A 22,877-nucleotide genomic window follows, 5' to 3' on the forward strand; every position below is an offset into this window, starting at 1 on the left:
CGTGACAGGACTGTCACGCGCTACGTCGGGGAGGTCGATGCCAGTACGCGGAGGGGGAACCTCGAGCAGGCATGGAAGTCGGTTATCGCGATGGGACTTCTGCCGGCTCCGACCGACACGGCGGGTTCCTGGGCGAGCGCCCCTGCGGTTCGGGCTGTGATGCGAGGCAACAAGAGCCGCAACACCAAGCCGGAACTCACGTTGCGCAAATACCTTTGGGCGCGAGGCCTCCGGTATCGGGTCGACGCGCGACCACTTCCGCAGCTCCGGCGACGAGCTGACGTCGTCTTCGTGGGTGCACGGGTCGCGGTCTTCGTGGACGGTTGCTTCTGGCATGGTTGCCCGGATCATCACAGGCCGTCACGGAAGAACGCCGAGTTTTGGGAAGGCAAGATCGCGGATAATCGCGAGCGTGATGCCGACACCGACGTTCGACTCGTCGAGGCGGGGTGGACCGTCCTCCGAATCTGGGAGCACGAGGACCCGGCCGCAGCGGCCATTCGTGTCGAGGACGCGGTGCTCCAGCACCGGCACAACCCCTCCGCTAACACGGTCGTTCGCACTACCACTTCGGCTCGGCCTCGCTCGCCGTAATCGAGGCGCGGACGCGGCCGGAGGGGACTAGATCGTTGGTCAGACAGTCGCTCAACAGAATCTGCTGTCTCGGCCAGTCCAGCTTGGCTGGACGAACATAGGCCGTTCCAGCATCGATCCGGTTGACGTGGCTTTGGCCACCCCGATGCTCCAGAGTTTGCCCTGGTCACGGGTACCATCCGGAAGCTAGGAGTTCCAGACTCCCAATCGGGGCACGAAGACCTGAGTCGACCACGCTACACCGTCGCTCACAACGAGGTACTCCGAACTCTCCGACAACGGATTTGAATTTCCGTCGGCAGCGCTTCCGGCTAGAATTTTGCAGCGCTTCAGGGTCGGTCGATGAGGGGAAGTCAGTATGCCGCTTGAGGTCAACAAACACGTCCAACGCATACGTCGCTACCAACCATTCGACGCCGATGCCTCCGAGATGATCTACGAGCAGCAGGCGGACTCTACGCAGACGCTGTTCACTGTCGCCACGCTCCCCTATCTACAGGCGGCTATCGAGAGGCCGACGACGAAAACCATCGTCCTGACCGGGGACGCCGGACACGGGAAGACGAGTCTGTGCGCCAGCCTTCTCGCTGAGCTGCGGTCCGATACGGCGTCGGTCACGACCGAAGCCGCCCGGAAGGCGGTCTTCCGTGAGCTGTTGGATGCCGGCGACGCGAGCCGCCCGATCGGCTGGACCCATGCCGGTCGGCCGCTGTACATCATCAGAGATCTCAGTGAGCTCAGCGTGCCGATCGGGGCCGAGACGCTCGTGAAGCTGCTCGATCCTCCGGATGGGGGTGTTGCGATCATCTGCGCCAACGAGGGCCAGCTACGCAAGTGTGTCGCCGAGGACGACACCGGGCGCGCGAGGATTCTGGTGACTACACTCGCGGCCGGTATCATGCGAGGACAGGTCAGCGACCCTGACGGCCTGGTCACGGTCATCAACCTCAACTACCAGTCCGTCGCGGCCGACAGCCGCAGCGGCGGACTGATCCAGTGGGTCCTTAAGCAATGGACGATGCAACAGCGGTGGAAGACCTGCGAGACCTGTGATGCGCGAAACGTCTGCCCAATCCTGGCCAACCGCAACGAACTAAGCGACCCCACTCGTGGGCCTCAGCGCAGGACCGCGATCCGAGACGTGTTCGCTGCGGCCGAGCGCACCGGGGCCGTTGTCACTACCCGTCAGGCGCTTTCAGTAACCAGCTACATGCTGACTGGCGGCATGTCTTGTGGAGACGTCCATGCTAAGTACAGAAGGTCGCACACGGACACGTCCTGGCAGGCTCCCCACATGTATCACCAGGCACTCTTCGGAGACCAGCTGACCCAGCAGCAACGTCATCGGGTTGCAACTTTCCTGGCCTTGCGAAAGTTGGACCCGGGCAAGGTCTCTCGCCGCCAAGTCGACGACCAACTGGATCCAGACGCGGCCGGCGACTTCCCTCCCTCGGACGCCAGTAGCTACCTACAGAAGGTCCGTACGAATCGAGAAGTTCAGCGACAGGCCGAACAGTTGCGTGGCTTGTACACGTTCCTTCGACGGGCTGACTTCTTCAACTGTGACAACAACAAGGACCGGTTCGCCCGCATGGGCCTGCTGGCCGGGGACGATTTCATCAGTGTCGAGGATGAGAATCGGGACCCGGCAGACACCCGAGTGCGAGATGGGTTCCTCAAGGGCCTGGAGGCTGTCCAAGGTATCTACCGAGCAGGGCGCAACCCCGATTTCTTGATACTCGACCCAGCGTTCCTTACACACCACGCCCGCGCTGCCGTGATCTCTCGGCGGGAGACAAGTAAGGACATCGAGGTCGTCGACCAGGTGACTCAGTGGCAGCGGGAAAGTCAGACGAACCTCACTCCGGAGATGCAGGACGCCGTAGAGTGGCTGAACCGGGCTATCTACATCCGAATCCCGGCCGTCTCCCCGGGCGATGCCGCGGTTTCCGTGGAAGCCGATCTTCTCCGCTTCGAGATGCTGACACGGTGGGCTGCGGGCCTGCGGAGCGAGGTCCAGCATGAGGCGGAGATCCGGGGTTTGAGCGCATCCCTCGCTCGGCTCACCGATTCGACGGACAACGTCAAAGAGATCCAGGTGCTGGTTGGCGACGAGATGAGGAAGCTCATGATCGACGTCGGCGACAAGATCAGATCGGTGCGTGCGTGATGGTGGCTGACTATTCCAGGTCCGAGGTCGTCCGTGGCCTCTTCGGCGTGAATCTTGAAGAGCACGGCCGGGGATTTTATATACCGCTTGAGATGCTCGCTATCGCCCGTGGTGTCTACCTAGCGCATCAGGACGACCCGGATAGATTCGCGGGACTTCTGGCGGATGGAGATGACACAGCTTTCAAGCGCACCTCGCACGACTTGGCGCGGCGGATCGCCACCAAGACTGTCATCGCCGAAGGCGACGAGGAACTCGGCAAGGCCATTGATCTGGACTCGAGTGAGACACTCGCGACGCTGCATGCCCTGTTCTCGTCTCTGTTGGTCGAAATCCCGGGGCGTCGTGTCCAACCCAGCTGGTTCGCCGCGCACTTCTATCCGTTCGTCGGTGAGCTCATCCACTACGACGCGGTTGACCGGAGGATCAAGCAAAGCGATGCCTCTAGGGGCTCAAGCGCAAAGAAGCGGGCACTGGCTAGCAGGGTCTCAGCTGGAACCAGCACCAAGGCTCCGAATATAGAGCGCTACCTCTTTCGCGATGGTGGTACCTGGGCCTACAAGGTCCTACGCACCGACCGTGACCTTGACCGCAAGGAGTTGACCCGCCAGGGTCTCACCGAGCTCGTACGGGACAGCGGCACGCCCCTCGGCGATCTCGCCAAGGCCCTCAGCGCACACGACTTCGCCTCCGACGACGGGCCCATGAGAAACTCGGATGCGGAGATTGAGCTTCACGAGAATCTCAGCCCGTGGCCCGATCTGCTGAGAGAAGGGACCCGCAACATCGTCACACGGGCGAACGCTCCTCGGGCCAAACGCACGGAGAGCCTCATGCGCTGGGTCCCTTACTGCTTGGCGCGCCATCAACTGCATTTGGCACACGTGAAGCTCGGTGCCACCGATCGCGGGTCGATCCTGTTGGACTTCGGCAACGAGACGAGTCCACTTCGCAGTGAATCACAAAAGAACCTCAATAACTGCCGCAATGACATCGTCAACGCGATCAACGTCCAGGCCACGGAAATGATCCGCGACGCCAAGGACGACGAGGTGAAGAAGCGCGGCTACGAGAGATTCACCAAGGCGGGCAAGGCTGTCGCCTCGCCCCGATCATTCTTCAGTGAGACCCTCGCCGCCGTGGGCGCCCTCAACGCGACGAGTGGGCGCCGACACTTCACCATGAAGCCCGCGATGCTTGAGTGCCTGGTCTATGCCACCGTCCCGCAGGGCCAGGAGATGGAGTTCGATCAGTTCTGCTCACTGCTGTACGAGACGTACGGGCTCGTGACGGGAAAGATTGCGGGTGTGGGCCACCTAGCCTATGAGGTCGATCGATCGGTCTTCGACCACAACGGTAGGGCGTTCAGGGAAAAGCTGGCCGCGATCGGTTTGCTTACGCAATATTCGGATGCGACCAGCATGGTTCGAGGGGGAGTCTAGTGAGCGACAGCAGTATTCGAGCTCTCGGTCGCTTCGTCGCTGACGAAGCGCTCCGAAAGGTCACTGAGATCACTGAAGCCCGCGCCAGCCTGCGAGTCAGCGGGTTCGACCGTCCAATCGTGACCGAGGCCCTACGCCATGTCGCCCAGCGCCAGGTGCGGTCGCTGGGTCGTCAGGTAGTTGTCAAGGTCGGCACCTCTGAGCCTATCGAAGGCGTACCGGCTGAGTACTTGCTGGATCCGCAGGTCCAATTGACCAAGTGGAGAAATTCGGGGCAGGGTACGGCGGTGTTGCTCTTCGAGTGGGACGAGTCGCCGGACGCGCAGGGGTTGGCGGCTGTGAACGCCCTTGATGACGCCATGATCTTGGGCGACCATCACGACGTCGCTGGCCAGCGTGGGTTCGACAGGCTTATGGCAGAGGCATGGTGGGAGGCGGGTGGCAGCGGTGCCGTGCCAGACGTGATGGCCAGCTCCCTGTCCGAGATCTGGCGCGCCACCACCGACGCGGAGCCTCGGTCTCTTCACCGATGGGCGGCTTTTCTGGTCGAGACCGCGCAAAGGGTCGCGGCGATCCCAGTCCGCACCGCTGACACGGTCTACCCCGAGATCTCTGCGGCCCTACCCGCACTGGACCTCTTCCCGGACCGACAACTCTTCACAAGGCCCGCCGCACTGACTGCCCGGATCAAGAAGAACGTCTCGGTCAGTGCCTTCAAACAGCCCACCGGCAAGGAGATCTCCGAAGACGACTTGAGCGACCGTATCGGCGAGACCGAGTTCAGCGAGGAATCCCTCGACCACATCGGTACGAACGCCGATACTGCCAAAACGCGCATGCGAAACCTCGTACTCAACCGCAATCGCGGTGGGTCCGCCCCGCGGGATCCGCGTCAGCTGCGCGGCGAACATGACCTGACGCTCTGGCTGGAGGTCTTTGAGCAGAAGTCCACGAAGGTCGGCCTGGGCCAACAGATCCGGCAGGAGATCGAGAGGACCGCGCCAGGCCGGGTCGATGAGTTCGACGCCATGCTGATCGAAGACGCTCTCGACCGCGGTGATCAGGAGTCCGCCCAACGATTCCTCGACGAGGCTCCAGCCAATGAGGTCGACTCGCTCGCTGACTTGTTGTCCAAGCGGTCCCGCCGCAGAGTCGAGAAGCTTGCTTTTCCGAACACTCAGTCCGTCCAGGACCCACTCCGGGCGCTGCTGCGCGAGCTGACCTACTTCGCGGACGATGAGGAAGGCTCTATCGTTGTCGGGCTCGAAAGCAGCCACACTGCTGGGCCGTGGAGCCGTTGGTTGTTCGCCTTCCTCTACGCGCGTACCCTGCGTGATATCCAGGACTCCACCGGACTTCGCCTGAGTCTGGATATAAAAGACTACTTGTTGGACCTGACCAAGCCGCCCCTTCCTGCAGAAGACGAGCCGTTTGACCCGAACACCGAGTGGGCCCCGCTGCGCATCCTGGTCGAGATGGATGGCGCCGCGCAGCGACGTTTTCGCTGGGACCCGTTGGGTATCCCCGGTCAAATCGCGCTGGCGGCAATAATCCACGGCCGGAGATATCCGCCCGGTTATGTTAGTGATCTGACCTTCGACACCTTTCTCGGAAAGTTCAATGACCCGCGACAATGGCAGGTAAACGAATCTGAGGCTGTCTCCACGACACATTTCGCCGACCAGCTGGAAAAACTAAAGATCGAGCACTTCAAGCGGTTCTCCGATGGACTCGATGCCGGGAAGATCAGCGACTATATGGACGAGTGGGAACGCGTAATCCGCGAAGCCCGCGCTGCCTTGGTTCCCAACAACGCTCCGGACGCGGATCTGAGTGCGGTCGTCCTGACTGATGTCATCATACTTGCCGACCGCCGCATGATGATGCTGGCGACTCACCCGCTGAAAATGCGCTGGCTGGCGAAGAACTACATCGAGACCGCCCGCAATATCGGAACCGCTCTGAACAGCGAAGGGGGCTTAAGTCTCAATCAGGAGAACGAGGACTTGTTCTTCGATGCCATGGACCGGATCTCCCCACACGGGACACCGGCGGTCCTCGTCGGTCCGGGCGACACTATCGCCATTCCTATGCGCGAATCCGCCGGGCACGAGGAGTACGCGCCGGTCCGTTACGGCGGCAACGAGTCCAAGGACTGGCTCTCAAGCGTGGACGAGACTGCCATCGACGAGATGGTCCGTGTCATCACCGACTACCTGACGACCTACCCCCACAAACTCGACGGTCTGCGCGTACTACTTCTGGACCGCAACGGCGACCCTGTTTTGCCTATGCGCGTGGCGAGGCAAATGCGTGCGAAGAACCCTCGCCTTAAGGTTGATCTAGTCGTGCTGGCTCCTCAGGCTACCCATCACGAGATCATCCAGGGCTTCGACCTGCAGTTCTCCGGCGCGGAGATGTCCGAGGACAGCTTCTTACCCGACGTACAACTCATCTTGCGAGCATGGGAGCCTGAACAGGAAGCAGACCTGTCGGGTTTGGAAGACTCCATCGATCTCGCTTTGGCTCCCGCGCTGTTCGGCGCACAAACGAGCATCAACCAGAGCACCAAGAAGGAGTCTCTGTCCGGCTCGTTCAACTCCTGGAAGCACCCGGCCTCGCATAACTTGGCTCAGACCAGCGAGAACGTCGTCAGGGCTCTATTGCCCGAGACCGCCGACGAGGCGCTCGAGTCCTGGTCGACATTGTGCGTGCGTTGCCACCGTAATTCCCCGGTCGCCCGCGAGAGCGTCGACGGCATCGACTACTTCGAGATGCAGGTGCGCTTTGACCAGCACCTGAATCTGTTCGCGAAACTGCACCATGTGGCCCACTGGGTCGTCACCCTCGACAGCTTCATCGGTCGTGAGCAGATCGACGCCCTGCGTAACCGTCCTGACGTGATCCTCGTCAAACCTAACGTCGGCAAGAACGAGTCATACACCCTGATTGTCAGCTCCCAAACCGGTCAGCAGTTCGTTGTCCAGCGATTGCGGCGGAGGCTGGAGCAGATCAATGTCGTCAGTTCGCAGGATTCCGAAGGCACCGCCAGGCGGATATACGAGGTCGCCCGCAATGTTGCCCCCGGCGCCGTCCTTCGTTCGCTTGGCATCGGCACTACAGTCAACGAGGTCGTCGGCTTGGTCGCGACCCGGTTTGTCATCGATCAGCAGTTCCCGGTCTCACTCGGGGGCACGAGTCTCGTCACTTGGATTAGCTTCGACGAACATCACCGTTGGTTCGGTCGTAGCCAAAAGACCCGCGCGGATCTAGGCCGGTTCGTACTGACCGTTCAGAATGACGGCACGATTCAGCTGGATGTGCTGGTTGTCGAGTCCAAGTTCCGCCAGAGCTTCGATGTAGGCTCAGCCGAGGAACAGCTCAATCGCACCACCGACCTGTGCGTGGATGCCTTCCGGTCGGATGGCGAGGCTCATGATGACCGTCCCTTCTGGCTGGACGAGCTCGCGGCCGCGATCACTCAGACAAGCGGCAGCGTCCGACTGCCTGCGGATCTTCCAGCTCGGTTCATTATTGGAAGCGAAGACCCCCGCCAGGTTGAGGCGAAAGTCCTTGACGCCCTGCGCTCCGAGGATGTTCGACTGGGTCAAGTCGCCGGCGTTGCCGTGGCCATCTCCGCTGAGGATGAACGGCCAGCCCCAGCGGTTAGCGGCTTCGGCAGGCACACCTTGGTGAGGCTGAATAAACACGAGTTACTGAATCTGATCGGTGCTCTGCGTGCCAACCAAGATCCCACGAATGCCGCCCCCCTTGTCGCCCTTCGAGGGCGAATCACCGCGACTGTCTCAGACGTGGCCGTCGAGTCCGTATCCGCAGATACTTCCGCCGAACGACCAGCGACAGAAGTGTCGGCGGTATCTGCCGATATTTCCGGAGGGACACTTACGGCAACCAAGCTGACAACCATAGTGGAACGTAACCTTGCTGCGCAGATGGACGTTGCTCCTCTCAATGCCCAGTCTGGCGCGCTCTCTGAGGAGGAGCTGAGGCTCCGATACAACAAGGTTCTCGACGTCTTCTCGCATCACAAGGTCACTGTAACGGCGCCAGATGTCAACAGGTGGCAAGAAGGGCCTGGCTTCTACATCTTTCGGTTTATTCCTAGTCCTGGGGTTACCGTCGATAAGTTGATCAATCGACGCGACGAAATTTTCCTGGCCCTGGAACTGCCTTCCGGATTCGGCATTCGTACCCGAACCGACCGCGGCTCCGTACTCTTCGAGATTCCCAAGACCGATGACGAGAAGTACGGTGTTGATGCCAAGGTGCTGTGGCAGCGGTGCCCGATAAATCCCGACACCCTTATAGCCCCGCTGGGTGCTGACATCGAAGGTAACCCAGTCACCGTTGACCTGTCCTCCGCGGACTCACCGCATTTGTTGGTGGCCGGCACGACCGGTTCAGGAAAGTCCGTCGCTCTGGATACGATCCTGAAGGGCTTGGTCCGATACCCCAATAATGCCCTGCGGCTTCGCCTTGTCGATCCTAAGGGTACTGAGCTGGTCGAATTCGAGAATGACCCTCACCTTGATGGAGTGATCGGTATGGACGCAGCCGACGCCATCGAGATTCTCGAGGAAACGGTCGAAGAGATGACTGTGCGCTACGCCGACATGAAGGCGATCCGCACGCGCAAACTAGCCGAGTACAACGCAAAGGTAGATGTAGCCGACCGAAAGCCATGGATTGTCATCGTCCTAGACGAGTACGCCGACCTCACAAGCGACCCTGACGAGAAGAAGCAAATCGAACTACTACTTAAGCGCCTGACGCAAAAGGCCCGAGCCGCGGGCATCCATGTCATCGCGGCCACGCAACGCCCGAGCGCGGATGTCATCTCGACGACGATCCGGTCCAACTTCCCCGCCCAACTCGCCCTGCGGGTCAAGACGGCAACTGACAGCCGCATCATTCTAGACGAAACTGGAGCCGAATCACTGGCCGGACAAGGCGATGCCTTCCTGCACACAGTCAAGGGCACCGTACGACTGCAGGTTGCGTATGACGGGAGCTGACCTGGGGCCGTGGCCAGATTCTTAAGCAGGTAGGTCTGCTACGAGCGTGTATTCCGAACTGCGACGATGTGGGACTACCGGCCAAATCTCGTCGCGAACCCGTGACAAAGTCACCCCGGCCCTGGATCGTGGAAAACCCCATCACCCTACTCAGCCTGTGCCGGCGCCGGTTGATCCGGTTGGAACACCGAATCGACATCCCACTGGGGGGGTCGCTGAATCTCGTTGCAGCACTGATTCGCTCGCGACATCTCTACATCCTGGATTCTCAGTTCGTGGCCCTGACCTTGATGGCGTCGTGGGAGATCAGGACGTCGTATTCGCCGGGGGTGGCGATGACGGCGTTGCCATAGGCGGATTTGACGAAGGGGGAGGTGTACCAGGTGCCGGTGTTCATGTCTTCGAAGAAGTCTCGGTCGCTGCCGTTGAGCATGGTGTGGTCCTGGGTGGTGGCTTTACCGTCGAGGCGCTGGCCGTAGAGGCGGGTGATCTTGTAGCCGGAGTGGAAGCCGAGGGCGTTGACCCAGGGGTGGAGTTCGACGATGTTGGCTTGCAGGGCCCAGAGGTTGCCTTCGACGCGGTGGGTGGTGCGGGTGTCGACGGCGCCGTCGTCGTCGAAGAGGGTGAGTTCGAGGTCGAGCTGGTCGGACTGGCCGGCAACGGGTTTCGCGACGACGTGGGCGGCGGTGATCTCGCCGGACAGGCCAAGGTAGGTCTGTAGGAGGGTGGCGATCCAGAGCAGGAGGGTGGCGACGAGGAGCAGGGCCAGGCCGGGGGCGCCGCGACCGAGGACGGATGTGAGGCCGCCGCGGCGGCGGGCCGCGAGGACTGCCGAGACGAGCAGGGCTACGGCGAGTGCGAGCAGGGCGAGCAGGCCGATCTGGGCGAACCCGAAGGTCACCGGGAAACTCATGTACCGGTTGTACCCCGAATCCAGCTGTGACAGGGGTGGTCTCGGCATCTCGGTAGGGTGAATTCGTGGACAAGTATCGGGTGTTGGTCGGGGTGCATCTGGTTCTGCTCGACGGGGAGGGGCGAGTGCTGTTGGGGCGCAGGCGCGATACCGGGTTCGGGGACGGGTTGTTCCATGTGCCGGCGGGGCATCTGGAGGCGGGGGAGTCGGCTGTCGCGGGGTTGATCAGGGAGGCGCGCGAGGAGGTGGGGGTCGAGATCGACGCGCGGGAGGTGGAATTCGCGCATGTGTTGCACAGCGACGAGCGGGTGCAGCTGTTCTTCACCGTGCGGCGCTGGGGTGGGGAGGTCGCGAACCGGGAGCCGGCGAAGTGTTCGGAACTGCGGTGGTTCGATCCGGCGGCGTTGCCGTCGGAGATCGTGGCGTACTGCGCGGTCGGGGTGCGGGCGGCGCTGAGCGGGCGGGTGTTCTCCGAAGTGGGCTGGGACTAGACGGCGGGCCGACGGCGCTGCAGCAGCACGATCGCGGCGGTGCAGGCGAGGGCGATGCCGATCGACGCCGTCGCGGGGATCGGACCTCGGTCGACGTCGGCGGTGCGGTACCACGAGGGGGAATATGCCAGGTGGCCGAATTTGTCGTCGCTCAACGCCACGCCGAGCGACGGCACGAACAGGATCGACAGGCCGACGACGGCGGAGGTGGGACTCCGCGGGACCGCCGAGCCGACGCAGTACCCGCACACCGCGCCCAGCGCCAGGCAGCCGACGGCCGCGTTGAGCGCGGCGGGCGGGTCGAGGAGGTCGGTGGCCAGCACGAATACCGACAGCCCGACCACGGTGAGCGCGGCGATGATCGCGCGGGGCGCGCGCAGACCGAGCAGGAGCCCGGCGCCGAGGGCGATCATGGTGGCCAGGTCGACCAGGCCGGAGCGGGGGAGCGGGATGACGAGGCTGCCCGCCACGGCGAACGTGGTCATCAGCAGGAGCAGGACACCGTCGCGGTCGGGCAGGATCAGCGCCGCCGCCGTCGCGGCCGCCACGACCACGATCGCGCCGGCGAGCACGTACGGGACGGTGATCTCGCGGACCGCCAGCGCCAGCGACGTCGCCAGGATCACCGAGAAGGCGATGACGGCGGCGAACACGGGAGCCAGCGGGATCGCGGTGTCGAGGACGGAGCGCGGCGGGGTGGTGGTGGTCGCCGCGAAATAACCGAGGGCGAGCACGGTGGCCGCGATGAACCACAGCGGCAGCGAGCCGGCGAGGACGCCGTCGAACCCGGCCGAGGTCTGGTCGGTGGGTGCCTCGGTGAGGTCGCCGAGCACGGTCGCGGCGGGCACGGCGAACAAATACACCGTGCGCAGCAGCGGGCTCGGCCAGACCGCGATGGCCAAGGCGCCCACCGCCATTCCGGCGAGCAGGGCGTCGAGGAAGTTCAGCGTCGGCAGGGACAGGCCGGTGAAATGCGTGCTGTCGACGTTGCGCGCCAGGACCAGATGGCTCAGCAGAATCCCCGCGAGCGCGACCTGCGCCGTCCATTTGGCGGTGCGCACGCTGCCGACGGCGACGGTGACCGCGGCGGTGATGACCGCGACGAACGCGCCGCCGGTCATCGCGCGCGGAATGTTGAACACCAGCAGGTCGACATGGCGCGACTCGGCCAGGGCGGCGAAGCTGATCGGCAGCATGATGGCGAGGACGGCGACCGCGGCGGCCACGAACACCGTGACCGCTTCGACGGCGGTCCGGATCTCGGTGGCGGTCGGCCGCCGGATCATCGGACGGCCCGCGCGGGTGGTCGCGGTGTGTTCGGGCCTCGCGCGATGGGGGCGTGCACCGAATCTCCGTTCTCGCGACCGGGCGGTCCGGGCGGACCTGTGCAGGGAGTCTAGCCAGGGCCGATGCGCGCGCGAGGTCGCGCGCTGCCGTGTCGTGGACCGGGTGGCGCGCGGGCGGTGTCGCCGGGACGGGAACGGTCGCCGACGCCCTGCTACAACTCGATGGCACCGGCATGCGACGATGAACGAATCTGCATGTCAGGTAATTGATTCGGAAGGTCGGTCGATGCCGAACGGCGTTGTGAGCTGGTTCGACAGCGGTAAGGGATTCGGGTTCATCACCCCCGACGCCGGTGGGCCCGAGGTGTTCGTGGAGTACACCGAGCTCGTCGGCGAGGGGTTCCGCACATTGCGGGCCGGTCAGCGCGTGGAATTCGGGGTCAGGGAGACGCGCCGCGGCCCGGAAGCGCACCACGTGCGGGTCGTCTAGTAGGCGCCGACGGCATAGACGGCGAACCCGGTCGCGGCCAGGCAGACGATCGCGCTGACGATCAGCAGTCGGGCGCTGAGCCGGTGTAGCCGGTCGTGACGGGCGCGCAGGGCGAAGAAGCTGTTGGTCGGATTTCCGTCGCCGATGAAATTCGACGCGGCTCGTGAGGCGAGCAGCGCGTCGTTCGCCCTGGATTCGGCGAACGAGGCCGCGAACAGGGTCAGCGTGCCGGTACCCGCGCACAGCGCGGCCGCGATGATGAAGAACAGCATGTGGATCCCCCGGTGCGACGCGGTCGAGCCGAGGCCCGAGCCGGTTTTCTCTACCTCCCCAGTGTCGCAACCGGGTACGACAGATTCGGGCTAGTTCTGGCCGCTCGGCCAGAAACGGCTCGCGCGCTGACCGTGCACCGGCCGGGACAGGTTGGGGTCCTCGGCCTCGGTGATGCCGACCTGCATGAGCAGGATCATGGTGACCATGCTGATGCCGATGATCAGCGGGGTGAGCAGCTGGGTGGCGGTGGCGCCGGTGGCATGGGCGACGTGGGCGCTGGTGTGCGCGCTCATCGAGAACATGCCGGTGTAGTGCATGCCGGTGACGGCGACGCCCATCAGCAGGGCGGCGCCGATGGTGGCGATGATGCCGTGGATGTGCAGCGCGAACCAGAGCGCGGCCGTGGAGGCGACGACGGCGATGACCATCGAGACGGCCACCACGAACGGGTCGTAGACGATCTCGATATCGGTCTTCATCGCGTACATGCCGGAATAGTGCATCGCGCCGACCCCGAGTCCGGTGATCGTCCCGCCCACCGGGAGGGCCGCGCTGTCCCAGCTGCGCCGCACCACGATCGACAGTCCGAGCCACACCACGCCCATCGCGACGGCGGCGCTGAACAAGGTGATCGGGACGTTGTAGCGGATGGTCGCGCCGTGCACGGAGAAACCGAGCATCGCGATGAAATGCATGACCCAGATTCCGGTGCCGCCGAGGGCGATCGCGGCCGCGGTGAGCCAGCCGCCGTGACTACCGGAAGCGCGCGAGCGAACCATACAACGCAGTGCCAGCATCGACCCGAGGACCGACATGAGATACGCCAGCAGTGGGGTTACCCAGCCGTAGGTGAAATGGTTGATGTCCAGCACTGTCTACTCCTTGCGTGATTTCTCCACGAGGTGTGTGCTCCCTCACGATCTCGGAAAATACGCTGGTAGGAAATTTGCCGTACGAGGTTTCTCGAAAATGTCTAGGGATGCTGACGGTGACGGCTCACTGCCGCGTAGAGGTGTCGATGGTGAACCGTGCCAGTCGGTTTGGTGAGCGCTTCCGCGGTAATCCGGCATCCGCGCCGCAACTACCTCGGCATACGCCGAGCATCCACCTCGTTGCCCGGCGCGCCCGCTGTGTGACAGCACCAGGTGGCAGCAACCACGGGTTGGGTTCCTCACAGTGCGCGAGCTCGGGTGTGGAGGAATTCGTCGGATCATGGCATTGTTGATGCCGAGACCGGGACCGGACTATTAGGACCTGGCTCGTCTACAGAAGGTTTTGAAATGGCTCAGGGCATTGTGAAGTGGTTCAACAGCGAGAAGGGCTTCGGCTTCATCGCGCAGGACGGCGGCGGACCCGACGTCTTCGTGCACTACTCGGCTGTTAGCGGCTCGGGCTTCCGCTCCCTCGACGAGGGCCAGCGTGTGGAGTTCGAGATCGGTCAGGGTCAGAAGGGCCCGCAGGCTCAGGACGTCCGCGTCCTCTGATTCTGCGCTCGACCAGCGTACGAACGTGAAGCTCCGCACCGGTAGGTGCGGAGTTTCTGCTATCTGGGGGCCAGTGCCTCCGCACGGAAGAACTCGTCGGTCACGGCCCGCGCCGCCGTCAGATCCCGCGGCCCGCGCGCGGTGAACTCCGCGGTCGCCAGCTCGAACTCGGCCGCGATGAAATCGGTGATCAACCGCGGCGGCTCGCCCGTCCCCATCTCCCTGGTCCTGGACTTGAGCGCCGTCAGCTCGCCGATCGCGGCGACCAGGTCGGCGGGCAGCTCGCACTGGGCCAGCAGGGTCGGCAGGTGCATCGGCGCCACCGCGGCGCCGGGATGCTCGCGCAGCCAGCGCAGCGCCATCGCCGGGCGCAGCGCGTAGAACACCTTCTTCAAACCGCCGTTGCGCTGGAACAACGCCCACTGACGGGTGCCCAGGTGCAGGTAGTGGCGGGCGATGCGGTCGCGATCGGCCACCTCCTCGGCCACCGCGCGCAGCCGGGTGCGGAACGCCTCGTCGCCGCGGTAGACGATGGGTGACATCAGCCACTCCACCAGCACGGCATTGCCCCTGACCAGCAGGCGCAGGGCCTTGGCCAGATCCCAGCCGTTCACGTCGAGCAGCCCGACCAGCGGCGTCTCGATGACATCGCGGGTCGACCACGGCGACAGGTAGGTCTCGAGGCTCGCCACATAGACGAAACGGCAGTCGTAATCGGAGTCCGGTGAGGGGAAACCCCAAGCCCGGCTGCCGCTTTCGATGGCCAGGCGAATCGTCACGCCGTGCTCGGCCGCCACCCGGTCGAGCTCGGCGTCGACGGCGGCCACGACGGCCGGATCCATCGAGGCGGGGACGGTGCGCAAGGACATGGCGTGATGGTAGGCGGGGCGACGCCCAGGGTTCACCCGGTTTTCGGGCAGGGGGGTAAGGGCACCCGAACCCCGGCGACTATTCTGGTCGGCGGTAACTGCCGACCCCTTTCTTCCCCAGGAGTACCCCACAGTGAGCCAAGCAGGCCGTCCTGTAGTTCTGATCGCCGACAAGCTCGCCCAGTCGACCGTCGACGCGCTCGGTGACGGTGTCGAGGTTCGCTGGGTCGACGGCCCCGACCGCCCGGCGCTGCTCGCCGCGGTCCCCGAGGCCGACGCGCTGCTCGTGCGCTCCGCCACCACCGTCGACGCCGAGGTGCTCGAGGCGGGCAAGAAGCTCCAGATCGTCGCCCGTGCCGGCGTCGGCCTCGACAATGTCGACGTGCCCGCCGCCACCGAGCGTGGCGTGATGGTCGTCAACGCGCCGACCTCCAACATCCACACCGCCGCCGAGCACGCGGTCACCCTGCTGCTCGCCGCCGCCCGCCAGATCCCGGCCGCCGACGCGACCCTGCGCGAGAAGACCTGGAAGCGCAGCAAGTTCAACGGTGTCGAGATCCTCGGCAAGACCGTCGGCGTCATCGGCCTCGGCCGCATCGGCCAGCTGTTCGCGCAGCGTCTGGCGGCCTTCGAGACCAAGATCGTCGCGTACGACCCCTACACCTCGCCCGCGCGTGCCGCCCAGCTCGGCATCGAGCTGCTGAGCCTGGAGGAGGTGCTCGAGCGCGCCGACTTCATCTCGATCCACCTGCCCAAGACGCCCGAGACCAAGGGCATGCTCAACGCCGAGACCCTGGCCAAGACCAAGCCGGGCGTCATCATCGTCAACGCCGCGCGCGGTGGCCTGATCGACGAGCAGGCGCTGGCCGACGCGATCAAGTCCGGCCACGTGCGGGCCGCCGGCCTGGACGTGTTCGAGACCGAGCCGTGCACCGACAGCCCGCTGTTCGACCTGCCCGAGGTTGTCGTGACCCCGCACCTGGGCGCCTCCACCGCCGAGGCCCAGGACCGCGCCGGCACCGATGTCGCCAAGTCGGTGCTGCTGGCGCTGGCCGGTGAGTTCGTGCCGGGTGCGGTGAACGTCACCGGTGGCGCGGTCAACGATGTGGTCGCGCCGTGGCTCGACGTCGTCCGCAAGCAGGGCGCGCTGCTCGGCGCCATCGCCAACGAGCTGCCCGTCAGCGTCGAGGTGCAGGTGCGCGGCGAGCTCGCCTCGCAGGACGTGGCCGTGCTGGAGCTGTCCGCGCTGCGCGGCGTATTCTCGGCGCTGGTCGAGGACCAGGTCACCTTCGTCAACGCCCCGGCGCTGGCCAAGGAGCGCGGCATCACCGCCGAGGTCACCACCGCCACCGAGAGCCCGAACCACCGCAGCGTCGTCGACCTGCGCGCCGTGTTCGGCGACGGCTCGACCCTGAACGTGGCAGGCACGCTGACCGAGCCGAACCTGGTCGAGAAGATCGTCAACATCAACGGCCGCAACTACGACATGCGCGCCGAGGGCCTGAACCTGGCCGTGCTGAACTACGGCGACAAGCCGGGCGCGCTGGGCAAGATCGGCACCAAGCTGGGCGAGGCCGAGATCGACATCCTGGCCGCGCAGCTGAGCCAGGACGTGGACGCCGAGGGCGCCACCGTGGTGCTGCGCGTCAACCGGGAGGTCTCCGCCGAGGTGCAGACCGCGATCGCCGAGGCCGTCGGCGCCTCGAAGGTCGTCCTCGTCGACCTGGCCTGAGTTGTGACGTCCCGATAGCCGGGACATCGGCAGCTGCGCGCCGTCACCCCACGGTGACGGCGCGCTCCTGTATCCGCGGCGCGGCACGATCCGCCCCGACTTCGAACGGAGCTAGTTCATGAAACTCGCAGTCATCGCCGGTGACGGCATCGGTCCCGAGGTCATCGCCGAGGCGCTCAAGGTGCTCGACGTGGTCTCGCCCGGCGTCGAGAAGACCGAATACGACCTGGGCGCCGCCCGCTACCACCGCACCGGCGAGATCCTGCCGGAGTCGGTGCTGCCCGAGCTCAAGCAGCACGACGCGATCCTGCTCGGCGCGATCGGTGACCCGTCGGTGCCCAGCGGCGTGCTCGAGCGCGGTCTGCTGCTCAAGACCCGCTTCGCGCTGGATCACCACGTGAACCTGCGGCCCTCGAAGCTGCACGCCGGCGTCACCAGCCCGCTCTCGGGCAACCCGGACATCGACTTCGTCGTCGTGCGCGAGGGCACCGAGGGCCCGTACACCGGCACCGGCGGCGCGATCCGGGTCGGCACGCCGCACGAGGTGGCCACCGAGGTCTCCAACAACACCCGCTTCGGCATCGAGCGCGTGGTGCGCTACGCCTTCGCCACCGCGCAGGCGCGCCGCAAGCACCTGACGCTGGTGCACAAGAACAACGTGCTCGCCTTCGCCGGTTCGCTGTGGCAGCGCACCGTCGACGAGGTCGCCGCCGAGTTCCCGGATGTGCAGACCGCCTACCAGCACATCGACGCCGCCACCATCCACATGGTGACCGACCCGGGCCGCTTCGACGTGATCGTCACCGACAACCTGTTCGGCGACATCATCACCGACCTGGCCGCCGCCGTCAGCGGTGGCATCGGCCTGGCCGCCTCGGGCAACATCGACGCCTCCGGCGTGAACCCGTCGATGTTCGAGCCGGTCCACGGCAGCGCCCCCGACATCGCGGGCCAGTCCAAGGCCGACCCGACCGCCGCCATCCTGTCGGTCTCGCTGCTGCTCAACCACCTCGGCAACACCGAGGGCGCGGCCCGCATCGAGTCCGCCGTCGCCAAGGACCTGGCCTCGCGCACCGGCACCGCCTCCACCGTCGAGGTCGGCGACCGGATCGCCGCCATCGTCTGAGGACGCTGAACCACCGAAGGCCCGTCCCGGTTCGCCGGGGCGGGCCTTCGGTGTTCCGGTGTGCGGTCGCTACTTTCCGGTCGCTCGCGGGACCAGGGGGACTGCCGCGGCGGCGGCGATCGCGGCCATGGCGAAGGCGGCGGGGAAGCCGGTGGCGGTGATCAGCAGGCCGAAAACCGGTGGGACGGCGGCGATGGCGAGGTTCTGGCCGGTGTTCTGGATGCCCAGCCCGCGACCGCTCCAGAACGGGCCGGCGATCTCGGCGACGGCGGTGAAGGCCAAGCCGTTGTCCGACACCGAGATCACCGACGCCGCGACCATCAGCGGAACGGCCAGCCACCACCAGTCGGTCCAGGCGGTGACGGTCAGCGCGGCCATCGCCACGACGGCGGCCACCGCCACCTGACGCAGCGGGCCCAGCCTGCTGCCGACCCGGTCCGACCAGGCGCCCGCGCCGATGCGCCCGGCGGCGCCCAGGAACTGGGTGGCCGTCATCAGCGCGCCCGCGGCGGCCAGCGACCAGCCCAGGTCCCGGTGCAACCACAGCAGGGCGAAGGTCCACAGGGTGGCCTGCGGGAAGACCAGCAGGATCGACACGGCGTGGATCCGCCACAGGGTGGAATCACCGCGATAGGGGTTGGCGCGGTCGGCGGCCTTGGCGGGCGGACGCGGCGGGTCGACGATGCCGACCAGACAGCCCACCGCCGCGACCCCGGCCATCAGCGCGGGGACCAGCAGCGCGGCGGGGATGCCGTGCTGGGTGGCGACCCACGGGATGCTCAGCGCGGCCAGGCCGACACCCAGCGGCTGCGCGGTCTGGCGGATGCCCATGGCCAGACCACGCCGGTCCGGCGGGAACCAGCCGACGATCACCCGCCCGCTCGCGCCGTTGGAACTGGCCGCGCCGACACCGCCCAGGAACAGCAGCACGCCGAACGCGATCGGGTTGTCCACCAGCGCGGCGGCGACACCGGCCACGAACATCAGCGCCGTGCCCGCCACCAGCACGACCCGCTCGCCGATCCGGTCGACGACATAGCCCCACGCGATCAGCGTGCACACCAGGCCGACGGTCGGCAGCGCGACCAGCGCGCCCGCGGCGGCCAGCGAATCGCCCCTGGCCGTCAGCGCGGGCAGCAGGAACGGCGTGCCGTGGATGAAGATCGCGCTCGAGGTCTGCGCGAAGACGCCGAGGGCGAGCATCAGCCAGCGTCTGCCGTCGCTCATCCTGGTCGTCTCGGCCGTCAGCCGCACCTCTGTCACGATTCTCACCTCGCCCGATTGCACGATTGCATCTCAATATTTGAGATCGATGTCTCATGTGGTGAACATCTGGGTTCACGGTACACCCGTGACCGCCGAATGGCGCCCCTCGATTCGGTGTCTGACAGATCACAACCGGCGGCCGCGGCGCGGGTGGCGAATGTCGCAGGCGGGCAGCGGCTTCGAATCACATCGGTGTGAGCTTTCCCGCATCCGGTGCGCGCGCGCATGACCGCGCGCGTCCGGCATCCCGGGCGCGTTCGGGCAGGTGGGCGCGTCTCGATAGACTCCGGGGCATGCGCTTAGGTCGAGTTGCCAGTCCCGATGGAGTCGCGTTCGTCAGCATCGAAGGTGACGGCAGCGATGCCACCGCCAAGGAGATCGCCGAACACCCGTTCGGCTCGCCGACGTTCACCGGCCGGAGCTGGCCGCTGGCCGATGTCCGCCTGCTGGCCCCGATCCTGGCGAGCAAGGTGATCTGCATCGGCAAGAACTACGCCGCGCACGCGGCCGAGATGGGCGGCGAGGCGCCGGCCGACCCGGTCATCTTCCTCAAGCCCAACACCGCGATCGTCGGCCCGAACGCGCCGATCATCCTGCCGCCCAGCTCTTCCCAGGTCGACTACGAGGGCGAGCTGGCCGTGGTGATCGGCCGTCCGTGCAAGGACGTGCCCGCCGCGAAGGCCGCCGAGGTGATCCTGGGCTACACCGTCGCCAACGACGTCACCGCCCGTGACCAGCAGCGCCACGACGGGCAGTGGACCAGGGGCAAGGGCTACGACACGTTCTGCCCGCTCGGCCCGTGGATCGAAACCGCCATCGATCCAAGCGATCTGGAGATCGTCACCGAGGTCGAGGGGGAGGTCCGCCAGCGCAGCCGCACGTCGCTGTTCCTGCACGACATCCCGAAGATCATCGAGTGGGTGTCGACCGTGATGACCCTGCTGCCCGGTGACGTGATCCTCACCGGCACACCGGAAGGCGTCGGCCCGCTGGCGGCCGGGCAGAACGTGTCGGTCACCGTCGAGGGCATCGGCACCCTCACCAATCCTGTTGCCACCAAGCGCTGATACCGCGGAGAGAGAGTCATGACTGAAGTACGGGTCCGTTTCTGCCCGTCGCCGACCGGCACGCCGCACGTCGGCCTGATCCGCACGGCACTGTTCAACTGGGCGTACGCGCGCCGTCACGGCGGCAGTTTCGTCTTCCGCATCGAAGACACCGACGCCGCACGCGATTCCGAGGAGTCCTACCGGGCGATCCTGGACGCGCTGCGCTGGCTGGGCCTGACCTGGGACGAGGGCCCCGAGGTCGGCGGTCCGTACGAGCCGTACCGGCAGTCGCTGCGCCGGGATCAGCATCTCGAGGTCGTGCGCAAGCTGGTCGAGGCGGGCGAGGCCTACGAGTCCTTCTCCACGCCGGAGGAGGTCGAGGCGCGCCATCGCGCGGCCGGTCGCGACCCGAAACTGGGTTACGACAACTTCGATCGCGACCTGTCCGCCGAGCAGATCGCGGCGTATCGGGCCGAGGGCAGGCCCGCCGTGATCCGGCTGCGGATGCCGGACGAAGATCTCGGCTGGAATGATCTGGTGCGCGGGGAAACCACCTTCAAGGCCGGCACCGTGCCCGATTTCGCGCTCACCCGGGGTAATGGCGATCCGCTCTACACGCTGGTGAATCCGGTCGACGACGCGTTGATGAAGATCACCCATGTGTTGCGTGGTGAGGACCTGCTGTCCTCGACGCCGCGCCAGCTCGCGTTGTACGCGGCGATGCAGCGTATCGGGGTCGCGGAGTTCACCCCGCAGTTCGGTCACCTGCCGTTCGTGATGGGCCAGGGCAACAAGAAGCTGTCCAAGCGCGACCCCGAATCGAATCTGTTCGTCCACCGGGACCGTGGATTCATCCCCGAGGGTTTGCTGAATTACCTGGCCCTGCTCGGCTGGGGTATCGCCGAGGACCGCGACGTGTTCTCGATGGCCGAGATGGTGGCCGCGTTCGACATTTCGACGGTCAATTCGAATCCGGCCCGATTCGACCAGAAGAAAGCCGATGCCATCAATGCCGAGCAGATTCGTTTGCTCGAGCCGGGTGATTTCGGCCACCGTTTGCGCGAGTTCCTGACGGCGCAGGGTCATATCGGCGCCGAAATCGACGAGAAGACCTTCCTCGCCGCCGCCGAACTGGTGCAGACCCGCATCGTCGTGCTCGGCGATGCCTGGGACCTGCTGAAATTCCTGTTCGTGGCGCCGGCGGAGTTCGCGATCGACCAGGCCGCGGGCGGCAAGAACCTCGGTGCGGAGGCCGACCCGGTGCTCGACGCCGCCATCGCCGCGGTGGAGCCGCTGACCGAGTGGACCACTCCGGCCCTGGAAGAGGCGCTGAAGAAGGCGCTGATCGACGATCTGGGGCTCAAGCCGCGCAAGGCGTTCGCGCCGGTGCGCGTCGCGGTGACGGGCTCGCACATCAGCCCGCCGCTCTACGAGTCGATGGAGCTGCTCGGCCGCGAGGTCTCGCTCGACCGGCTCCGCGCCGCCCGCGGTTGGGTGCCCGCCGCGCAGTGAGCGCGTCCGGGGCGGCGTCCGCGCCGCCCCGGAACGGTCGAAACAGTCAAAAATAGGCTCCTGACCAGGCGATTTGTAGTTTACCCCACTGTGGCTGGTAATCTTCTCCTCGCCGCGGAACACGGCCTCGCAACACCGACAACCAGCCGGTGAGAGGGAGGTCGGACGTTTCCATCCTTGGGGTATGGTGTAATTGGCAACACAGCTGATTCTGGTTCAGCCATTCTAGGTTCGAGTCCTGGTACCCCAGCAAGATTTCACTTCGGTGAGATCGTCCTGGCCCCGTCGTCTAGCGGCCTAGGACGCCGCCCTCTCAAGGCGGTAGCGCGGGTTCAAATCCCGTCGGGGCTACAAAGAAAGACCCCCGGTCGAATTCGACCGGGGGTCTTCTTCGTTTACAGCCGCTTGTGCAGCGCCTCGGCGGCGGCCACCAGATCGGCGGCCCAGCGCGCGCCCGGCCGCCTGCCCATCCGATCGATCGGGCCCGACACCGAGACCGCGGCCACCACCACGCCCGCCGCGTCGCGCACCGGCGCCGAGACGCTCGCCACGCCCTGCGCGCGTTCGGCCGCGCTCTGCGCCCAGCCCCGCTTGCGCACCTCGGCCAGCGCGCGGTCGCCGAACACCGCGTCGGCCAGGACGGTGCGCTGGAGCTCCGGATCGGCCCACGCCATCAGGACCTTGGCTGCCGAGCCCGCGGTGAGCGGTAGTCGGGAGCCGACCGGCACGGTGTCGCGCAGGCCGACGGGCGGCTCCAGCGCGGCCACGCAGACGCGCGCGTTGCCGTCGCGGCAGTACAACTGGACGCTCTCGCCGGTGATCTCCCGCAGGCGGGGCAGAATGGCCCCTGCGGCCTCCACCAGTGGATCGGCGGCCCCCGCCGACAGTTCGGTGAGCGCGGGGCCGGGACGCCACAGCCCGTTGCCGTCACGTGCCAGCAGCCGGTGCGTCTCCAGCCCGACCGCCAGCCGGTGCGCCGTGGCGCGGGGCAGGCCGGTGCGGGTGCACAGGTCGTTGAGACCGCATGGCTCGTCCGCGACGGCATAGAGCACCGCCACGGCTTTGTCGAGGACCCCGATACCGCTATGCTGTCTCATAGAACGATACTAACGTCTCATATCTTGAGATTCCAGGTATGTCCGTC

General features: G+C 65.7%; 18 protein-coding genes and 2 tRNA genes. 13 read left to right on the forward strand and 7 right to left on the reverse strand.

What is annotated here, in order from left to right:
• The first annotated feature begins 159 nt into the window (after nucleotides 1-159).
• The 4 genes from ACFVW6_RS19575 to ACFVW6_RS19590 all read left to right on the forward strand — a co-directional run bounded on the left by ACFVW6_RS19575 (nucleotide 160) and on the right by ACFVW6_RS19590 (nucleotide 9,242).
• On the forward strand, nucleotides 160-594 hold the full coding sequence (locus ACFVW6_RS19575; RefSeq protein ID WP_387792560.1) for a very short patch repair endonuclease: 435 nt from the start codon (nucleotides 160-162) through the stop codon (nucleotides 592-594).
• Nucleotides 595-952: 358 nt separating this feature from the next.
• A complete protein-coding gene (locus ACFVW6_RS19580) occupies nucleotides 953-2,764 on the forward strand; it encodes a hypothetical protein (RefSeq protein ID WP_378832252.1) in 1,812 nt (603 codons plus the stop codon).
• Between the two features lie 47 nt (nucleotides 2,765-2,811).
• Complete coding sequence (locus ACFVW6_RS19585; RefSeq protein ID WP_378832250.1) at nucleotides 2,812-4,206, forward strand: hypothetical protein; 1,395 nt, start codon at nucleotides 2,812-2,814, stop codon at nucleotides 4,204-4,206.
• Nucleotides 4,206-9,242, forward strand: a complete 5,037-nt coding sequence (locus ACFVW6_RS19590; protein WP_378832248.1) for an FtsK/SpoIIIE domain-containing protein — start codon at nucleotides 4,206-4,208, stop codon at nucleotides 9,240-9,242. The genes ACFVW6_RS19585 and ACFVW6_RS19590 overlap by 1 nt, the downstream gene beginning before the upstream one ends.
• 268 nt (nucleotides 9,243-9,510) lie before the next feature.
• Here the strand turns inward: ACFVW6_RS19590 and ACFVW6_RS19595 are convergent, their stop codons facing one another.
• Nucleotides 9,511-10,155, reverse strand: coding sequence for a hypothetical protein (locus ACFVW6_RS19595; RefSeq protein WP_378832477.1), 645 nt, complete (start codon nucleotides 10,153-10,155; stop codon nucleotides 9,511-9,513).
• 65 nt (nucleotides 10,156-10,220) lie between these two features.
• Between ACFVW6_RS19595 and ACFVW6_RS19600 the strand changes: the two genes are divergently transcribed.
• Nucleotides 10,221-10,646, forward strand: coding sequence for an NUDIX domain-containing protein (locus ACFVW6_RS19600; RefSeq protein WP_378832245.1), 426 nt, complete (start codon nucleotides 10,221-10,223; stop codon nucleotides 10,644-10,646).
• Here the strand turns inward: ACFVW6_RS19600 and ACFVW6_RS19605 are convergent.
• A complete protein-coding gene (locus ACFVW6_RS19605; RefSeq protein WP_378832243.1) occupies nucleotides 10,643-11,932 on the reverse strand; it encodes a hypothetical protein in 1,290 nt (429 codons plus the stop codon). The two genes, ACFVW6_RS19600 and ACFVW6_RS19605, sit on opposite strands and share 4 nt — an antisense overlap.
• A gap of 286 nt (nucleotides 11,933-12,218) precedes the next feature.
• On the opposite strand from ACFVW6_RS19605, the gene ACFVW6_RS19610 reads away from it, so the two are divergent.
• Nucleotides 12,219-12,422 (forward strand): cold shock domain-containing protein, encoded by a 204-nt coding sequence (locus ACFVW6_RS19610; RefSeq protein WP_355282800.1) that lies wholly within the window; start codon nucleotides 12,219-12,221, stop codon nucleotides 12,420-12,422.
• Here ACFVW6_RS19610 and ACFVW6_RS19615 read toward each other — a convergent pair.
• A complete protein-coding gene (locus ACFVW6_RS19615) occupies nucleotides 12,419-12,694 on the reverse strand; it encodes a hypothetical protein (RefSeq protein WP_378832240.1) in 276 nt (91 codons plus the stop codon). The genes ACFVW6_RS19610 and ACFVW6_RS19615 overlap by 4 nt on opposite strands.
• 90 nt (nucleotides 12,695-12,784) lie before the next feature.
• Nucleotides 12,785-13,567: an MHYT domain-containing protein gene (locus ACFVW6_RS19620; RefSeq protein ID WP_355282803.1), complete on the reverse strand. Its 783-nt coding sequence runs from the start codon at nucleotides 13,565-13,567 to the stop codon at nucleotides 12,785-12,787.
• Nucleotides 13,568-13,975: 408 nt separating this feature from the next.
• Between ACFVW6_RS19620 and ACFVW6_RS19625 the strand changes: the two genes are divergently transcribed.
• Nucleotides 13,976-14,179 carry a cold-shock protein gene (locus ACFVW6_RS19625; RefSeq protein WP_014987157.1) on the forward strand — a complete coding sequence of 68 codons (204 nt, stop codon included), beginning with the start codon at nucleotides 13,976-13,978 and terminating at the stop codon, nucleotides 14,177-14,179.
• Nucleotides 14,180-14,238: 59 nt separating this feature from the next.
• Here the strand turns inward: ACFVW6_RS19625 and ACFVW6_RS19630 are convergent, their stop codons facing one another.
• Nucleotides 14,239-15,048: a DNA polymerase beta superfamily protein gene (locus ACFVW6_RS19630; protein ID WP_378832237.1), complete on the reverse strand. Its 810-nt coding sequence runs from the start codon at nucleotides 15,046-15,048 to the stop codon at nucleotides 14,239-14,241.
• Nucleotides 15,049-15,181: 133 nt separating this feature from the next.
• Between ACFVW6_RS19630 and serA the strand changes: the two genes are divergently transcribed.
• Nucleotides 15,182-16,780 (forward strand): phosphoglycerate dehydrogenase, encoded by a 1,599-nt coding sequence (gene serA, locus ACFVW6_RS19635; RefSeq protein WP_378832235.1) that lies wholly within the window; start codon nucleotides 15,182-15,184, stop codon nucleotides 16,778-16,780.
• A gap of 118 nt (nucleotides 16,781-16,898) precedes the next feature.
• Nucleotides 16,899-17,906 (forward strand): 3-isopropylmalate dehydrogenase, encoded by a 1,008-nt coding sequence (locus tag ACFVW6_RS19640; RefSeq protein ID WP_378832232.1) that lies wholly within the window; start codon nucleotides 16,899-16,901, stop codon nucleotides 17,904-17,906.
• Between the two features lie 69 nt (nucleotides 17,907-17,975).
• On the opposite strand, the gene ACFVW6_RS19645 is transcribed toward ACFVW6_RS19640, so the two are convergent.
• Nucleotides 17,976-19,133, reverse strand: a complete 1,158-nt coding sequence (locus ACFVW6_RS19645; protein ID WP_378832475.1) for an MFS transporter — start codon at nucleotides 19,131-19,133, stop codon at nucleotides 17,976-17,978.
• Between the two features lie 332 nt (nucleotides 19,134-19,465).
• On the opposite strand from ACFVW6_RS19645, the gene ACFVW6_RS19650 reads away from it, so the two are divergent.
• The 4 genes from ACFVW6_RS19650 to ACFVW6_RS19665 all read left to right on the forward strand — a co-directional run bounded on the left by ACFVW6_RS19650 (nucleotide 19,466) and on the right by ACFVW6_RS19665 (nucleotide 22,084).
• Entirely contained in the window at nucleotides 19,466-20,239 is a 774-nt protein-coding gene (locus ACFVW6_RS19650; protein WP_355282817.1) for a fumarylacetoacetate hydrolase family protein, read from the forward strand.
• Between the two features lie 18 nt (nucleotides 20,240-20,257).
• Nucleotides 20,258-21,733: a glutamate--tRNA ligase gene (gene gltX / locus ACFVW6_RS19655; protein ID WP_378832230.1), complete on the forward strand. Its 1,476-nt coding sequence runs from the start codon at nucleotides 20,258-20,260 to the stop codon at nucleotides 21,731-21,733.
• A gap of 178 nt (nucleotides 21,734-21,911) precedes the next feature.
• A tRNA-Gln gene (locus ACFVW6_RS19660) sits at nucleotides 21,912-21,983 on the forward strand.
• Nucleotides 21,984-22,011: 28 nt separating this feature from the next.
• Nucleotides 22,012-22,084 (forward strand) — tRNA-Glu (locus ACFVW6_RS19665).
• A gap of 44 nt (nucleotides 22,085-22,128) precedes the next feature.
• On the opposite strand, the gene ACFVW6_RS19670 is transcribed toward ACFVW6_RS19665, so the two are convergent.
• Nucleotides 22,129-22,830: an IclR family transcriptional regulator gene (locus ACFVW6_RS19670; RefSeq protein WP_218719237.1), complete on the reverse strand. Its 702-nt coding sequence runs from the start codon at nucleotides 22,828-22,830 to the stop codon at nucleotides 22,129-22,131.
• Nucleotides 22,831-22,877 lie beyond the last annotated feature (47 nt).

It is taken from the genome of Nocardia sp. NPDC058244 (genome assembly GCF_042882065.1).
Classification (GTDB): Bacteria; Actinomycetota; Actinomycetes; order Mycobacteriales; family Mycobacteriaceae; genus Nocardia.

Bases quoted from the DNA above. Each gene is read 5' to 3' on its own strand.
- ACFVW6_RS19580 (WP_378832252.1), top strand. From the start codon at position 953: ATGCCGCTTGAGGTCAACAAACACGTCCAACGCATACGTCGCTACCAA.
- ACFVW6_RS19595 (WP_378832477.1), bottom strand. From the start codon at position 10,155: ATGAGTTTCCCGGTGACCTTCGGGTTCGCCCAGATCGGCCTGCTCGCC.
- ACFVW6_RS19630 (WP_378832237.1), bottom strand. From the start codon at position 15,048: ATGTCCTTGCGCACCGTCCCCGCCTCGATGGATCCGGCCGTCGTGGCC.
- ACFVW6_RS19640 (WP_378832232.1), top strand. From the start codon at position 16,899: ATGAAACTCGCAGTCATCGCCGGTGACGGCATCGGTCCCGAGGTCATC.
- ACFVW6_RS19670 (WP_218719237.1), bottom strand. From the start codon at position 22,830: ATGAGACAGCATAGCGGTATCGGGGTCCTCGACAAAGCCGTGGCGGTG.
- ACFVW6_RS19625 (WP_014987157.1), top strand. From the start codon at position 13,976: ATGGCTCAGGGCATTGTGAAGTGGTTCAACAGCGAGAAGGGCTTCGGC.
- ACFVW6_RS19575 (WP_387792560.1), top strand. From the start codon at position 160: ATGCGAGGCAACAAGAGCCGCAACACCAAGCCGGAACTCACGTTGCGC.
- ACFVW6_RS19610 (WP_355282800.1), top strand. From the start codon at position 12,219: ATGCCGAACGGCGTTGTGAGCTGGTTCGACAGCGGTAAGGGATTCGGG.
- ACFVW6_RS19650 (WP_355282817.1), top strand. From the start codon at position 19,466: ATGCGCTTAGGTCGAGTTGCCAGTCCCGATGGAGTCGCGTTCGTCAGC.
- ACFVW6_RS19615 (WP_378832240.1), bottom strand. From the start codon at position 12,694: ATGCTGTTCTTCATCATCGCGGCCGCGCTGTGCGCGGGTACCGGCACG.
- gltX (WP_378832230.1), top strand. From the start codon at position 20,258: ATGACTGAAGTACGGGTCCGTTTCTGCCCGTCGCCGACCGGCACGCCG.
- ACFVW6_RS19645 (WP_378832475.1), bottom strand. From the start codon at position 19,133: ATGAGCGACGGCAGACGCTGGCTGATGCTCGCCCTCGGCGTCTTCGCG.
- ACFVW6_RS19605 (WP_378832243.1), bottom strand. From the start codon at position 11,932: ATGATCCGGCGGCCGACCGCCACCGAGATCCGGACCGCCGTCGAAGCG.